Consider the following 14966-nt stretch of genomic DNA (forward strand, 5'->3'; position numbering starts at 1 on the left):
TGCAACCGGCAAAGGGTATAAAAAGGCCCCACCGAACGTGGGGCAACTGCCGAACGACAGGCACGGCATAACTGGTTAGAGGTAGATCAACTCAAGGGTTGCCATACCATCAAGACGGACAGGTTTTGCCAGGTCCAGTTCTGTAGCTTTATTCAGAAAGGCATGAACTTGCAGACCCGTGGTTAAATTCTCGATAGCCAAGGGTTCAACGGTGCCTGTAGCAGCCGTCCAGGAGCGAGTGAATGGACGAAATTCATGAGGGGAGAACATTAAACCGTTCGTTGAAGTGCCCCAGCCAGCAATCCCCTCAAGACTGTGAGCATTTCTGACTGCAACGCCATCAGCGACAGGATTTAATAGATTTACCGAATAGCCGCCAATTCTGCGGGTACCATCAAGACCCAGTCCTGCAGTAGCAAGCGATACGAAACCACTATGTAATTTCACTCCGGGAGGTGCAGGGACAGCGCCATGTGCAAGATCGTTGCCTGTTGGGTGGGTATTTAAACGCCCATTAACAATCTGCATGCCGACTTTAATCGGTGAGCTACACGCAATATTCAGTGTTAAAACTTTTTGTGGTAGCACGGTGTATTCATCACCTGCAGCAAGCGAGTCGGCTGTAATAGTGCCGTAGTTAATCGCTCCCCCTCCGCTTAACGTCGGTACACATGAAACCGGTGCAATACTCCCTCTAACACCGACATCCACACTGCTTGCCATTGCAGGCATCGAACCCAGTGTGGTCGCGGCCAATACCGCTAACGCACAGGCGTTTTTTGTCATTTGCTTCATCATTGTTTAAATCCTTGATCAATCCGATTGAACGGCAGCGCGCGCCCGCGCCGCCTTAAAAATGTCAGAGGTAAACCACTTCGATGGTCGCCATGCCATCCAGCGCAATCGGCTTCTTCAGATCCAGTTCAGAGGCTTTATTGATGAAGGCCTGAACCTGTACTTTGCCTGCCATGTTGGTGAAAGTGCCCGGTGCACCTGCGGCGGCGGCTGCACTCCAGGTCATCTCACGCACTGCGGTGTTGCCGAACAGCAGGCCGTTGCTACCGGTGTTCCAGGTGGCCGCACCGGCATCACGCTGCAGGCCATCCGCAGCGGCAGCCCCGTCCAGCGTTACGCTAGCGTTAGGAATACGCAGGCTGAAACCACCAATTTTGTCGGTGCCATCCAGCCCCAGACCGGCGGTCGGCGCATCCGCCGCACCGAACAGTGATACGCCGGTTGGTGCTACGCTGAAGCCGCCTGCGCCTTCCGCCGCACCGACAACGGTACCCGGACGACCGTTGATGGCTTTAATGGCCACGCGGGCTGGTGCATCACAGGCAATGGCGAAATCAATCTCTTTCATGGTCAACACGGTGTAACCATCTGCCGGATCCAGCTGCGATGGACGCATAGTGCCGTAATCAATGGCGCCGCCACCGGTCAGGGTTGGGGTGCAGGCCGCTGGCGTAATGGTACCCACTACCGTCAGGTCAACGGAGTTGGCCATCACTGAGGTTGAGGTCGCCGCCAGAATAGCCAGCGCGCAGAGTTTTTTTTGCATTTTGTTAAACATAAAATGGATTCTCGTAAAGTAAGTTAAATTTGCCGGCCCCGTTAATAATTCACCTCGGAGTATGCCTGGCGTTGTTATATTGTTTTTCGTTCACCGTAGCGTGCGAAAAACAAAGTGCGATAAATCTTTCATCTGGCGAAATGGGGTTAACTCAACCCACCAGATAACTATCGAAACCTAAAACAAAAAAACTTCAGAAAATAAAGACAAGCCAATTTTTTTATGCCACTTACAAGCACAATACATAACAAATTGAAATTAAATGAAATTTGTTTTTTGCGACCTATGTTCTGTTGCGTTCTTTTACCCGGCGTTCAATTTATTCATCACGGCAAGTGGTAATTCCCTCTACCGCCGTGAGAGTGAAATTATAATACCCAACCCCCTACCGCAAATATATCAAGCAAGGACGATAGCCATGTACGCCACGGACGAATAATATGTAGTCCCCGGCCTACAATATTATTTATTGCCATTCAGATATTTCTTGAATACATTAAATATTATTAGTGTTCGTGTCGCTATGCTCATTCTTCATCGTTTTTTAAATCAGGATACCTAATGACAAACGTAATGATTGTCGACGATCACCCCGTTGCCCGAATCGCCATCAGGATGCTGTTGCAGGAAGAGGGACATAGCGTGATTGGTGAATGTGCAGATGGCTTAGATGCGCTGAATATGGCGCGGCAGCTCAATCCCGACATTATGATCATCGACATCGATATCCCTTCCCTAAGCGGCATTGAAGTAATTACTCGTCTACGTAAAGGTGATTTCGCCGGCGGTATTTTGGTGATGAGCGGAAAGGATGACGAACACTATATCAAGCACTGCGCCAGCGCCGGTGCTGATGGCTTTGTCAGTAAACGCAACGATCTCAGCGAAGTGAATAATGCGATTCGCGCTTTAGAGGGTGGTTATGGCTTCTTTCCACTCAGTCGTTCTCGCCGGGAAGCGGCAAGTCCGGCTTCCAGCAACGAACAAATCATGCTTGCCAGCCTCTCTTCAAAAGAGTTGCAGGTACTGAACTATCTGGCACGCGGGTTGAAAATTATTGATATTGCGCCTCACATGAAAATCAGCAATAAAACGGTCAGCACTTACAAGGCGCGGGTGATGCAGAAACTTGAACTCGGTTCGATGGTGGAACTGTATGAATTCTGCCGCCGTAATAATATCGGTTAGCCATCATGACTCGCCTCTTCACATTGATCTTGTGCCTTTTCGCCCTGTTGCCGCTCACTTGCGTACAAGCGGATGACACGTATCCCACCCGACTCCACAGCCGGGAAATTCTGGCACCCTTTAATTTCAATATCAGTGGTGAGGCCTGGCGCTGGCTGGGAGAGAAACGCGAGTTGCGTATTGCGGTTTATGCACCGGATAACGTGCCATTAAGTTATGAGCCGGAGAAAGGCTCGCTGGAAGGGATTTCTGCGGACTACCTTTTATTGATTACCCGCTCACTCGGGGTGAAAGCGGCTGTTCGCCATTATCCCAGTCGGGCTGAAGCGTTGTCGGCGCTGCACTCTGGCGCGATAGATATGATGGTGGATGAGAGCGGCAGTAAGCTTAGCCCAACGCAACAACAATTCGCCTCAATACCCTTTATTAATAATCAGCCGTCACTCATTTCCCGTGATATTTCGGTGGTTCTGGCACCCGATAAACAGGACAAAGGCCCGGTTAAAATCGCGATGATCGATGGCTATCTCGATAACCAATGGGTTGCCGACCATTTTCCGCAAGCCATCATCACCCGCTATCCTTCGATGCAAACGGCGTTAGCCTCGGTGGCATTTGGTGAAAATCAGTATGCAATTGCCAGCCTTGTTAGTGCCAACTGGCATCTTGAGCGCATTTACGGCAATCACCTGTCAGTGACGGATATCTATCCTGCCACCCCGGATGGCCCACGATTTCTGGTCAACGATCGCAATGCGCCCCTGCTGGCCATTCTCAATAGCGCTATTCAAGCCGTGCCGAAAATACAAAAACTGCTAATCGCCTCGCAATGGAAAGTCGATTCTGAGTTCGGCAATTTTCAATCGCTGAAAAACCTCAGCCAGCGCGAACAGCGATGGTTACAGCAACATCAGACCCTCAACGTGGTTATCAATCCGCTTTACGCTCCTTTTACCATGCAGGATAGCGCCAACAGCTTTTACGGCGTGTCTGCCGATTTACTGCGGCTGATCCGCCTGCGTACTGGCCTCAACTTCAACGTGATTGAGGCCAATTCGGTGGTTGATATGTTCAATGAGGTGAAACAGGGCAATGCTGACATCATCGCCGCCATGAGCCACAGTGATGCACGCGATAATCAGCTACTGTTTTCTCGCACCTATGTTGCACCGCCCTTTGTATTAGTGGCACGCGACGGCAGCGATGTTAGCGATAAATTAAAAAAAGACATGCGCATCGCCGTACTGCCCGACAATGCTATTCGGGAGTGGCTTAAACAACATTATCCCGACGTACAGCAAGTGGCTGCCCCTAACGCCAGCGTTGCGCTGCAATGGGTCAATGAAGGCAAAGTGGATGGTGCAGTGCATAACCTGATTGGCGCCAGTTACATGATTGACCGTTTTTTCCGCGGCGAACTTAAAATTTTGGGCCGAGTTGGCGCGAAAGTCTCGTTGATCTCCTTTGCCGTCAGCCGCAATCAACCTGAGTTGCACAGCATTTTAAACAAAGCGCTGGCCGACATTCCCCCGCGTGAGATCTCCTTTATATTGAAAAAGTGGCAAAGTCCGCCCAATGCCAGGCTGGACACATGGCAATTGTATCGCACCCAGTTTTACTGGATGGCGAGCATTTTTGCCCTGCTGGTGCTGAGCTCGCTCATGTGGATCTACTATCTTCGTCGTGAGATCGGGAGTCGCAAGCGTATTGAACTGACGCTGCAGGATCAGGCGAATTTTCATGAAACGCTGTTTAATGGTACACCGGTACCGGTCTATGTTGTTGATCAAAGCGGAGAAATAACGGACTCCAATCAGGCCTGGCGTGACTTCTTTGCCAACAGCAGTGATGCCTTGCTGGCCTTGCCACTGACCGATACTCAACATCCCCTTGCGCCTATTTATCCGGAGCTGCAGCAATTACTTTCGTCGCCCTTTTCTGCGGTAATCAGCTCGCAACGTCACATCATCCGCGTTGATATTCAGAACCATACCATCGTGCATCAGGCGGTCCCCTACCGCGATCGCCATGGCAACGTTGGCGGTTTAATCTGTAGCTGGCAGGATATTTCCGGCCACGAATATCTGCTGGATGCCCTTTCGGTCGCGCGCGAACGCGCCGAGAAAGCCAACCGGAGTAAAAGCACTTTCCTGGCCACCATGAGCCATGAGATTCGCACCCCCATCAGCGCCATTATCGGTCTGCTGGAGCTGGCCGTGACAGGCAAAGATAAGCGTGCTGCCGATGATGAAGCCGTGCGCGTCGCCTATGATTCTGCGCAGTCACTGTTGGGTTTAATTGGCGACATCCTCGACATGGCCAAAATCGAGTCAGGCAAACTGGAGCTGCATCCGGAATGGGTCGATTTCAGTCAACTCGCCGAGCCGGTTATGCGGGTGTTTGAGGGATTAGCCAGACAGAAAGGATTAATGCTGCATTGCAGCGTAGACCGGTTACATCCCGACGAGATCCTGCTTGATCCTGGTCGCTTCCGTCAGGTGCTCTCTAATCTGGTCAGTAACGCGATTAAGTTTACCGAGCGAGGTTCGGTGGATGTCGAAATTCGTTGCCTGCCCGAAGGTGAAGATAAAATTCGCCTGGAAGTTCGCGTGACCGATACGGGTATCGGGATCAGCGAAGAGGACCAGACGCGCGTATTCAGTCCTTATGAACAAACTGACGCCGGGGCGAAGAAAACCACCGGAACCGGGCTGGGCCTGGCTATTTGCCAGGAGCTGATGTTGAAGATGGATGGCTCTATTCGGCTGCAAAGCCAGTTAGGCCGAGGCAGTTGCATCACGATTCAGGTGCCTGTCAAACATCGCCAACATCTCGAGTTACCCAACGCGGAGCCGTCACCCCAACCTGACATTCCGGTATCACTGCGCATTCTGGCCGTTGATGATCATCCTGCCAATCGCTTATTACTTAAACGTCAGTTAACGCGACAGGGACATCAGGTAATCGAAGCCGTTAACGGTGAACAGGCGCTGGAACTGTGGCGCAAAATGCCCTTTGACGTGGTAATCACGGATTGCAGCATGCCGGTGATGGATGGCCTGACATTGACTCGCATCATTCGCACCGAAGAAACCTCGCCCATCACTATTCTTGGCCTGACAGCGAATGCGCAGGAGGAGGAACGCTTACGCTGCCTCGCCGCAGGCATGAATGACTGTTTATTCAAGCCGCTGCGTCTGCCGCAGCTGGAAGCTGTGTTACGTCACATTCCTGGCCAGTCTCCATCCGAAGAGGAGTGGCAACCACGGCTTGAAGAGATGATTGATTTGGAAATGCTCCGTGCGCTAGCGCATGGCGAGCGCGAGTTCTTGTTTAGCCTATTACGTGCTACGCGCGATGAGAACGTGATGGATATGCAGCAGGCGGAGAAAATGTTCTCGCAGCATTTGTGGGATGAGCTGGCACGCAGTCTGCATCGTATGGCGGGTGCGGCCCAGATTATTGGTGCCAACGGCGTTGAGCAGTATTGTCGTGAACTTGAGAAAGCATTCCTGCATGATCCTACTCATCCAGGCTTATCCGTTAAGTTCCACCAGACGTTAACCATCATTGAAGAGCTTAATCAGGCTATTGATATTTTCATCGCGGCGGATCAGGTAGCCTGAATAGTTGTGCCGCCTATTTATCTGAATACGTAATCAGGAAGAAAATTCACACATGCAATGAAGTTTAATGCCTAAGTAGTCTGCCGCTTATAAAAACATTCAAACTGGATAATAAATCCAGGTATTGCTTACACCTGTCTTACGGAAAGGGATTTTAATCGTGTTTAAAATATATAGATATTTCCCTACGGAAATTAATCGCATTTTTCACTTACCCTCTGCGCTGGAATGAAATGATGACGCCTTTAAAAAAGACATTGACCCGCGACACCATTTTATTGTGGAGCGAAAATCGTTTCCTCAACTCAGGCATTCACTCTCTTTTAAATAATCATTTTTCTCATTTCAATTTAAGAGAGGTGGTCAACCCTGCAGATATTGGATTCTGGTGTCGCATTAGTCACCCAGCCAAACTCCATTTGGTGGTAGATGCGGCGAGTGTTACGGATAACCGCATTAACTTACCCAAACTCCTGACACACTCTATGGTATTCCATCCTGAATTATGCTGTTCAGTTTTAGTCAAAGGGCACTCTGCAGAATTAGTCTGGCGTGGACATCATCAAAAAATGAATATCGTGCTGCATAAAGAAAACATCCTTAGCTCTCTTCCTTCAATCCTGGAAAAAGCCTCATCCAATATGCATCCGATACGAGAGCGGCGCATTGGCACCGCGCAGGCGGAGAGTGATTTGATGCAGCGAAAAGCACAGTTAAGCCAACGCGAAAAAATGGTATTACAAGGTATTCTGGCTGGACTTACCTTGACACAAATTGCCCTGCGCGAACGTCGTAGCGTTAAAACCTTAAGTACCCAAAAAATGCGCGCAATGAGTAAACTGGGTATTTCCACGCTAAAGGAGCTCAATGCTATTTCATCACTATTAGAATTAAATCATCCACGCAGTCGGGCATCATAATTCACCCAGGCTGGCGTTGTGTTTATCTCTTCTCAGCTTATTTAGCGATGGGAAAATCTGAATAGCGTGTTGTATATGCGGGCGATAACATCTCCCGCTTCATGGCCCATGATTTTTCAATACCCTGCCCGGCAAACCACACTTTACCAATGCCTTTTGTATTAATTAAATCAATAACTTCCATTAAGGCTTCGCTGTTGGCGCGAGGTTTATGCTCATCAAATAAATTCAGTTGAGCGACACCGGTGCTGAAAAAATCAGCCAGCATAACGCCAGCTTTCATATAACGACGCTCATCAACCCAGATTCGGTCCAGCGCTTCTGTCGCAGCTTGTACAATATCCCGCGTATCATTGGTTGGTGCCAGCAACCGGGTAGAAGCCTGGTTGCCATAGTAGATTTCATTGTCCGCATGCGGACTGGTCCGCAGAAAAACACTGATAAAGCGACAATATTGCCGCTCTTTGCGCAGCTTTTCTGCAGCGCGCTCCGCATAGGCGCACACCGCCTGATGCATATCGGCATATTGCGTAATACGCGAGCCAAACGAGCGACTACAGATGATCTGTTGCTTCGTTGGCGCAAACTCCTCTAACCCAAGACAGGGTTCACCGCGCAGTTCACGTGCCGTCCTTTCCAGTACCACGTTGAAATGCTTTCTGATCACCCATGATGAGCTTTCCGCCAGGTCCAGCGCCGTGTTTATGCCCATCAAATTCAACTTAGTCGTGATGCGCTTTCCCACGCCCCACACATCTTCTACCGGTACGAGTGACAGCAACTTACGCTGGCGGGAGAGGTTCGATAAATCGATCACGCCGCCGGCTTCTGGCCATTTTTTTGCGGCATGGTTGGCTAGCTTGGCTAATGTCTTGGTTTGTGCAATGCCAACCCCCACCTTTAATCCGGTATTTTTGAATATCTGGTTGCGCATGTCATGCCCAAAGCTTTTTAACGACATACAGTTGCTAACGCCAGATAAATTAACAAAGGCCTCATCAATGGAATATATTTCGATTGACGGACCCATCTCCGTCAATGTTTGCATCACCCGCTCGCTGAGGTCCGCATACAGGGCATAATTTGAGCTAAAAACATGGACGCGTGCACTATAGCTATTATTTTTAATCTTAAAATAGGGCTCACCCATTTTAATACCCAGCAATTTAGCCTCTGCTGAGCGGGAAATAATGCATCCGTCATTATTAGAAACCACAACAATAGGCTGCCCTTGTAAGTCAGGACGAAAAACTGTTTCACAGGAAGTATAAAAGCTATTCACATCAACTAAGGCAAACATGGTTATGTGTGCGCTTTTAACGTGAAGGTCACTATGCCAAATATGGCTAATTCTTCTTCATTTTTGAACGTAATAGGCGCGTAATGACTATTATGTGGCATGAGTTGTAAAAAAGGACGGGTACGTAACTCCTTTACGGTGAATTCTCCTGCGACAGATGCAACAACGATGTCACCATGTTTAGCGGTAAGTGAACGATCTACCACTAATAGATCACCATCGCTGATCCCCACGCCACACATTGAATCCCCACTCACTTTGACAAAATAAGTCGCACTAGGATGCTTCACCAGTAACTTGTTTAGGTCCAATCGATCCTCTACGTAATCCTGGGCGGGGCTGGGAAAACCGCAAGGTACCCGCTCGATAAACAGAGGGAAAGTCGCAGTGTAGTTGCTTTCGGGTGGGATGGGACGGATAAGTTGCATGGCCTAAATCTCGCTTAACTGTGTTTATATACAGTATTACTGAACGCGGTAATTGATCAAGTGACTTCTCGAAGATGGGCAAGAAGCAATTGAACTGTAGGCACATTTAGAGAAGGGCTGGCCTTGCCTGAGCCTGAACGCGAGTCATCTTCTCTTGATGACAACATGGCTCGCTGCCCTAATTGTACAAATTTCGCTCTCCGCTACAGATCAACGCGCCGCCATCATTGCCGATAGACAACGTGCAAACGACGCTCTTTCCCCCCTCCTCTTGAATTAATAAGATGGCAATGCGATATTCAGCTTATATCGTCATCTTTTTTAATGACAAAAATAGATTAACTCGCGGAGGCCTTATGTCGAGTGAAGAACGCGTGAAAGAGCTGGAAGAAAACGTCAATAGATTAGAAATAGAAGTCGCCGCCTTGCGGGAGCTGATGATTAAGCAAGTTGCGGTAAATAACATCACCTTTAAAGGAAAATATGATGAGGTGATTATTCAGCTGGCGAAAGAATATGAGGAGCGCGGTTTAGACGACGAGATGAATAGCAAAATGCACGAGGCGCTGCGTCAATATATCAACTATCAGCTGCCTGCTGTGGAATAACGCGCTGCTTTAGTGCTGTGCGTCACTCATACCCTAAGCGGATGGCGTCACCTGCACGCCCTGTGCGCCATCACGCCCTGCGCGCTTCGCCCGATACAAGGCATGATCGGCATGCTCCAGCAGTTTTATTGCGCTGATTGAGGCCGGAGAAGCGGTGGTGGCACAGCCGGCGCTGAGCGTAACCTGGCCCTTCGGCGAGGAGATATGAGGCTGATGCAACACCCGCACCGCTTCGACCACCCGCTTCGCCAGGGTCATGCCCTCATCGAATGAAGTATCAGGCAGGATCAGCGCAAACTCCTCACCGCCATAGCGCGCCGCCATATCTGAACGCCGCCGGGCCACCGACGCTAAAACCCCGCCAATCACTTTTAAACACTTATCACCCGCAATGTGCCCGTAGGTATCGTTGTAAGCTTTGAAAAAATCGATATCCATCATGATCAGCGAAAGTGGCTTACCGCTGGCCGCGGCATTTGCCAGCGCCTCCTGCAGAAAACGATCGAATTCACGGCGATTCGCCAAACCGGTTAAACCATCGACATGGGCGAGTTGATTCAGCGCGAGGTTGGCGTGATGCAATTCGTCGCGCAGGCTGGTCAGCTCCTGCTGATAGCGCAACACGCGCCGCGCATGGCGCAGCTGGACTGTGCCGAGCAAAATGATAGTGAGCAGCAGAATCAGGTTGAGAATAATGTCCTGCCCTCGCCCATTAATCCAGGTGCTGAACAGATCGTCACTGTTGTAACCGGCAGCGACAATAATCGGATAGCGGTCGGAGCGCGCAAAGCCAAAAATGCGGGCTTGGCCATCGAGCACCGATTTCCACTGTCCGCTGCCGCGATCCATCCTGGCCAACATCTCCTGAAACAGCGGGCTGGCAGAGAGATTTTTACCGATGTAACTGTCCGGCATCGGCCGGGCATAGAGAACGGTGCTGTCAGCCAGCATTAAAACCAGTACGTCACGTTTACCCAGTTCGTAATAGCTGTAAAAACGGCGGAAATAATCCACCTTAATGGTCGCCAGCAGCACCCCCTTAAAACCGCCGCTGGCGTCACTCACGCGCAGCGAAACCGGAATCACCCGATCGCCGGTACTGCGGCTGGTGATCACCGGACCGATATGTACGCTGTTGCGGCGGTTAACACGCTGATAGCTAAAATATTCGCGATCGGAATTATTGATATCGGCAGGCACGCGCGCGGCCGAGGTGGCAATCCATTTGCCATTCGCATCGTAATAAAACAGCCCGTGCAACTGTGGCAAACGGCGTTGCAACTCGCGCATGGTATGACTCAGGTCAGCGCCCTGAATATGGGTTGCCAGCTGTAATTGCAAATCGCGCTGAATCTGGCGAAGCGAGAGTTCCGTCTGCAGGAAGGTATCTTCAGCCTGACGCGACTGAGACAAAGCCAGATTCATGGCAGACTCTTGCGCCTGGCGCACCGTTCCCAGCCAGGCTTCGCGCAAGGTCCAGATGTTCATGCTCACCACCGTGACGATCAGCAACACACCGGACAGCACAATGCTTTTGAGCAAACCCGAATCGTTGGTGGCCCGGGTATCCATTTTCCTGTTTAACTGCATTCTGTCCTCTGTTTTCACCCCACCACAGAGTTAAGCATGTAAAAACCGCATAGCGAGACGCTAGCGGATAAGTCAGCCGTTTAGGGTCAACTATCAGAGTAGTCTGTCCTGATAAATGCGACAGAAGCCTCCAGATTGCTACCATTGTTAACTCCTATGACCAGTAACGAAATATTAATGTAATATGTCTGCACCACACTCTGTGGCTGCAACACACAGCACGCGTTCAATACGAGATTATTCGGTAGCGATATCTACCAGGCCCGCTTAGCGCGGGCTTTTTTTCGCCTTAGCATCATAGCGGAGCGAACTGTCCGGCTTGCAAAAGTAAAACGATCGGTTTACTTTTTAAGGATGAAAAAGAAACAGGACATCATCCAGGCCGCAGAGCGGCTGTTCTATCTCAACGGCTTTCATGCCACCAGCACCGATCGCATCTGCAGCGAGGCGCAGGTCTCCACGCGCACCCTCTATCGCTATTTCCCCTCGCGTGAAGCGCTAACGGCGGCGGTGCTGGAGGCGCGTCAGGCGCGTTTTTTTGCCGCGTTGTATCAGCCAGAACATCCGCATGCGGTAGCCCAGATGTTCGATGTCATGCGTGAGTGGATGCTTGAGTACGGCAACAATGGCTGCTTATTCCTCAAGGCATGGGGAGAGTACGCCGCCGAAGATATTGCGTTGGCCCAACAGGCGATGGCGTATCGCCATCATATGCGTGCCTACATTGCCCGCTGCGTGAATCCGCAATCATCGCCGGAAAACAGCGCGCTGGCGGATGCCGTTTGGCTGCTGTTTGAAGGGGTGTTGACCTCAGCGTTAGTGTTGGGCGCGGCGGATGCCTGTGCAACCGGCAAAGCAGCGGCGCTGCAGCTGTTAAGCGCTAAAACATGAAAAACTGCGCATTGGGCCTGACGGGCTTTGCGCTTATCGCCGTCACCTACGGAATGGCGCGCTTTGCCTGGGGTTTGATGATGCCGGACGTGATGCGCGCTATTCCGTTTACGCCGCGCATCTCCGGCGTGCTTGCCGCCTGCAGCTTCGCCGCGTACTGCGTGGCGGTCATGCTTGCGCCGATGATGACCGCCCGTGCTGGTGCAAGAATGCCCGCCAGCGTAGCGGCACTGTGCGCGGCAGCCGGCATGCTGATACTGGCTTTAGCCAGCTCGGCCTGGATGCTTGGTGCAGGATTATTTATCGCTGGCCTGAGCGCTGGCCTCGCTTCTCCGGCGCTGGCGGCGGCGGTGAGCCAACGGGTTGACGTTGAACAACAGCCGCAGATGAATACGCTGATCAATGCCGGCACCAGCATGGGCATTATGCTCTCCGTACCAATACTCTTTTGGTTACCGGGCGGCTGGCGCGCAGCATGTGCGCTCTTCGCGCTACTGGCGCTGTGCTGCGTGGTGCCGCTATGGCGCCAGCTGCCAGCAGAGAAAGAAACCGTTCGTCACCCATCCTGGTATCACAGCCTGCGCCAGCGATCCCTGCAGCGGCTGATCGTCATTGCCCTGGCGAGTGGGATTGCCAGCGCAGCCTGGTGGAGCTTTGGTCCAGAACTGCTGCAGCGCATTGCCGTCAAGGACAACATTGTTAGCCTGTTGTGGCTCATCGCGGGTGCGGCAGGTATTGTCGGGGCGCTGACCGGCCCGATGGCAAAATGGCTGGGAATGTCGCAGGTTTACCGGCTGTCACAGTGCTGCCTGGCCATCCCGTTACTGGTGCTGGCGGCCAGTCATCACGCGTCAGGTTGGCTATTTCCCGCCGTGGCGTTGGGGGGCGCGGCGTACGTGACGCTGTCCGGTGTGCTACTGGTATGGGGTGCCGCGGCAACAGAGCAAGCTCCCGCCACGGGCGTAGGCATGCTGTTTTTCATGTTAGCGGCCGGTCAGGTCATCGGTTCACTGCTGTTTGGCCAGCTGTATAGCGTTGCAGGCGCGCCGACCGCGTTACTGCTGTTCGCGGCCCTGCCTTTACTGATGCTGTTCCTTATTCCACGTAACGCTTAACTTTCGCGGAAATAACACCTCATTCATCGCGAAAAGGATCCTTTTTATCATCCTCGCTATCATCGCGCGTTCTCGGTATTTCCCCATGCTCAGCCGGATTATCTTTCGCCGGATGGTTTTCCTCACTCACGTCTTTTTTATCTGTCTGTTTTTTTGCATCAGTCATTTTAAACTCCCGGCTTGGTTTAGAGTTTAAGTTTAGATCATTCCGGAAAAAATGGCGGAGGTAGGTGATCGCTCATTACCGCTACGCTTAACGATTAAGGATTAAATAACTGTCTGGCGTGCAGGCATAAATATTTGTGCCAGACTTAGCAGCAGATAAGCGAATAAATTCATGGAGAGTATATGAAACATCTTTTTTTAGCTTCAACGCTGCTGTTATTGAGTTTGGGCGCGGGTGCCGCCGAAGGCGGATTCAAGTCGGGAGAGACGGCCCCCCCGCAAAATAATCAGGATGCCGGCTACAAGGGCTCTGAAGATACCGGGCAGACACCTATTTCGCGTATTCGTGATTTCCGTCAGGGTGGTTATGTCACGCTGGAAGGTCATATCATTGAAAAGTTGAAGGGCGATGATTATCGATTCCGCGATGATACGGGAACCATTACCATTCAGGCAGAAAAGTCTACGTTTAAAGAAAAAACCTATTCGGCCGACGATAAAGTTCGCGTCAGCGGAAAGGTTTATGGACGTGGCGATCAAACCACGCTGAAGGTATCGCGTATTGATGAGCCTTGATTACCTGGAATTAGCGCTGTAAAACTTGCCGGGTGAGAGGACTTTCATCCCTCTCACCTGAATCATTTTCTGCAGCACAACTCTACTTACAATCTAGCCTACGGCTTAAAGGATTGTTCAAATTCTTTTCCCAAGCAAATTTTTTATTCCAGTACGCAATCAGGAGTCAGGTAATAAAGGTGTTCAGACCCGTCTCCTTTGCGCTGAAAGGCATTTCCCCGTGTGTTTTTTACGGGCCAGCCAGTTTAATTGCGCAATGAATAATCGATTTGAAATATAAGTTTTTCGCCATTCCTAACACGCCACTTTGCGGGTATATTACTTCGCACAAAGTGAATAGAACTCGTAAGAGTCCCAATGAGTTTTTATGGATAGAACGATTTATATTGTTGACGATGACCCCTCCGTCATCACCGCGCTGAAAAATCTTCTGAGCTCAGAAGGCTACCTGATCTCAACATTTACTTCTCCTGCTCAATTTTTACAGCAATCTCACTTCAGTACGCCGAGCTGTCTGATCGTAGACCTGAACATGCCGGGTATGGATGGCTTCGATGTCTCGCATGAACTCACAGAACGCGGATACGCTATTCCGACTATTTTTCTGACTGGGTTCGGCACTATTCCGCTGACGGTCAGGGCAATGAAGGCGGGGGCGTTTGAATTTCTGACCAAACCCGTGATGCCTGATGACCTGGTGCAAGTCGTGTCTGATGCGCTAGCGTTAGCCGAAAAAAGCGTGGCTCTCTCAGAGGAAAAACGAGCGCTGACCGGTCGCTATCACTCTTTGACGCCGCGTGAAAAGGAACTGATGCAGTTCCTCATTCGCGGTTTATTGAACAAGCAGATGGCCGCCGAGATGGGCATCAGTGAAATTACCGCAAAAGTACATAAGCGCAGAGTAATGGACAAAATGTCGGTGCGTTCCATTTCAGAGCTAGTACGGGCAGCAGAAAAGCTAAACTTATTAAAAGATGAATAAGCGC

14 protein-coding genes are annotated in these 14966 nt (G+C 50.8%); 8 read left to right on the top strand and 6 right to left on the bottom strand.

Translation table 11 applies throughout. The features are described from left to right. Nucleotides 1-75: 75 nt before the first annotated feature. Nucleotides 76-798 carry a DUF1120 domain-containing protein gene (locus tag PMI17_RS17750; RefSeq protein WP_007891109.1) on the bottom strand — a complete coding sequence of 241 codons (723 nt, stop codon included), beginning with the start codon at nucleotides 796-798 and terminating at the stop codon, nucleotides 76-78. Between the two features lie 61 nt (nucleotides 799-859). Continuing rightward, nucleotides 860-1573 (bottom strand): DUF1120 domain-containing protein, encoded by a 714-nt coding sequence (locus PMI17_RS17755; RefSeq protein ID WP_007891112.1) that lies wholly within the window; start codon nucleotides 1571-1573, stop codon nucleotides 860-862. A 561-nt stretch (nucleotides 1574-2134) separates the two neighbouring features. On the opposite strand from PMI17_RS17755, the gene PMI17_RS17760 reads away from it, so the two are divergent. The 3 genes from PMI17_RS17760 (at nucleotide 2135) to PMI17_RS25175 (ending at nucleotide 7307) form a co-directional block, all read left to right on the top strand. Then, on the top strand, nucleotides 2135-2761 hold the full coding sequence (locus PMI17_RS17760; protein ID WP_007891114.1) for a response regulator: 627 nt from the start codon (nucleotides 2135-2137) through the stop codon (nucleotides 2759-2761). A 5-nt stretch (nucleotides 2762-2766) separates the two neighbouring features. Next, nucleotides 2767-6387, top strand: coding sequence for a transporter substrate-binding domain-containing protein (locus PMI17_RS17765; RefSeq protein ID WP_007891116.1), 3621 nt, complete (start codon nucleotides 2767-2769; stop codon nucleotides 6385-6387). Nucleotides 6388-6620: 233 nt separating this feature from the next. Further along, on the top strand, nucleotides 6621-7307 hold the full coding sequence (locus PMI17_RS25175) for a helix-turn-helix transcriptional regulator (RefSeq protein ID WP_007891119.1): 687 nt from the start codon (nucleotides 6621-6623) through the stop codon (nucleotides 7305-7307). A gap of 37 nt (nucleotides 7308-7344) precedes the next feature. On the opposite strand, the gene umuC is transcribed toward PMI17_RS25175, so the two are convergent. Both umuC and umuD read right to left on the bottom strand, forming a co-directional pair. Continuing rightward, nucleotides 7345-8607 (bottom strand): translesion error-prone DNA polymerase V subunit UmuC, encoded by a 1263-nt coding sequence (gene umuC / locus PMI17_RS17775; RefSeq protein WP_007891120.1) that lies wholly within the window; start codon nucleotides 8605-8607, stop codon nucleotides 7345-7347. A gap of 2 nt (nucleotides 8608-8609) precedes the next feature. Further along, the gene (gene umuD / locus PMI17_RS17780) at nucleotides 8610-9035 is read right to left on the bottom strand and encodes a translesion error-prone DNA polymerase V autoproteolytic subunit (RefSeq protein ID WP_007891121.1); all 426 of its coding nucleotides are present in this window, start codon (nucleotides 9033-9035) and stop codon (nucleotides 8610-8612) included. Nucleotides 9036-9391: 356 nt separating this feature from the next. Here umuD and PMI17_RS17785 point away from each other — a divergent pair, with 356 nt between their 5' ends. Beyond that, on the top strand, nucleotides 9392-9643 hold the full coding sequence (locus tag PMI17_RS17785; RefSeq protein WP_007891122.1) for a hypothetical protein: 252 nt from the start codon (nucleotides 9392-9394) through the stop codon (nucleotides 9641-9643). Nucleotides 9644-9676: 33 nt separating this feature from the next. On the opposite strand, the gene PMI17_RS17790 is transcribed toward PMI17_RS17785, so the two are convergent. Continuing rightward, nucleotides 9677-11233 carry a sensor domain-containing diguanylate cyclase gene (locus PMI17_RS17790; RefSeq protein WP_007891125.1) on the bottom strand — a complete coding sequence of 519 codons (1557 nt, stop codon included), beginning with the start codon at nucleotides 11231-11233 and terminating at the stop codon, nucleotides 9677-9679. A gap of 354 nt (nucleotides 11234-11587) precedes the next feature. On the opposite strand from PMI17_RS17790, the gene PMI17_RS17795 reads away from it, so the two are divergent. Further along, on the top strand, nucleotides 11588-12124 hold the full coding sequence (locus PMI17_RS17795; protein WP_007891126.1) for a TetR/AcrR family transcriptional regulator: 537 nt from the start codon (nucleotides 11588-11590) through the stop codon (nucleotides 12122-12124). Then, entirely contained in the window at nucleotides 12121-13239 is a 1119-nt protein-coding gene (locus PMI17_RS17800) for an MFS transporter (RefSeq protein WP_007891127.1), read from the top strand. Before PMI17_RS17795 ends, PMI17_RS17800 begins: the two co-directional genes overlap by 4 nt. 19 nt (nucleotides 13240-13258) lie before the next feature. On the opposite strand, the gene PMI17_RS25545 is transcribed toward PMI17_RS17800, so the two are convergent. Further along, complete coding sequence (locus PMI17_RS25545; protein WP_007891130.1) at nucleotides 13259-13405, bottom strand: hypothetical protein; 147 nt, start codon at nucleotides 13403-13405, stop codon at nucleotides 13259-13261. A 182-nt stretch (nucleotides 13406-13587) separates the two neighbouring features. Between PMI17_RS25545 and PMI17_RS17805 the strand changes: the two genes are divergently transcribed. Then, nucleotides 13588-13980, top strand: coding sequence for a YgiW/YdeI family stress tolerance OB fold protein (locus PMI17_RS17805; RefSeq protein WP_007891132.1), 393 nt, complete (start codon nucleotides 13588-13590; stop codon nucleotides 13978-13980). Between the two features lie 367 nt (nucleotides 13981-14347). Beyond that, nucleotides 14348-14962 carry a response regulator transcription factor gene (locus tag PMI17_RS17810; RefSeq protein WP_007891134.1) on the top strand — a complete coding sequence of 205 codons (615 nt, stop codon included), beginning with the start codon at nucleotides 14348-14350 and terminating at the stop codon, nucleotides 14960-14962. Nucleotides 14963-14966 lie beyond the last annotated feature (4 nt).

Origin of the sequence: Pantoea sp. GM01 (assembly GCF_000282675.1) — a bacterium.
GTDB classification, from domain to species: domain Bacteria; phylum Pseudomonadota; class Gammaproteobacteria; order Enterobacterales; family Enterobacteriaceae; genus Pantoea; species Pantoea nemavictus.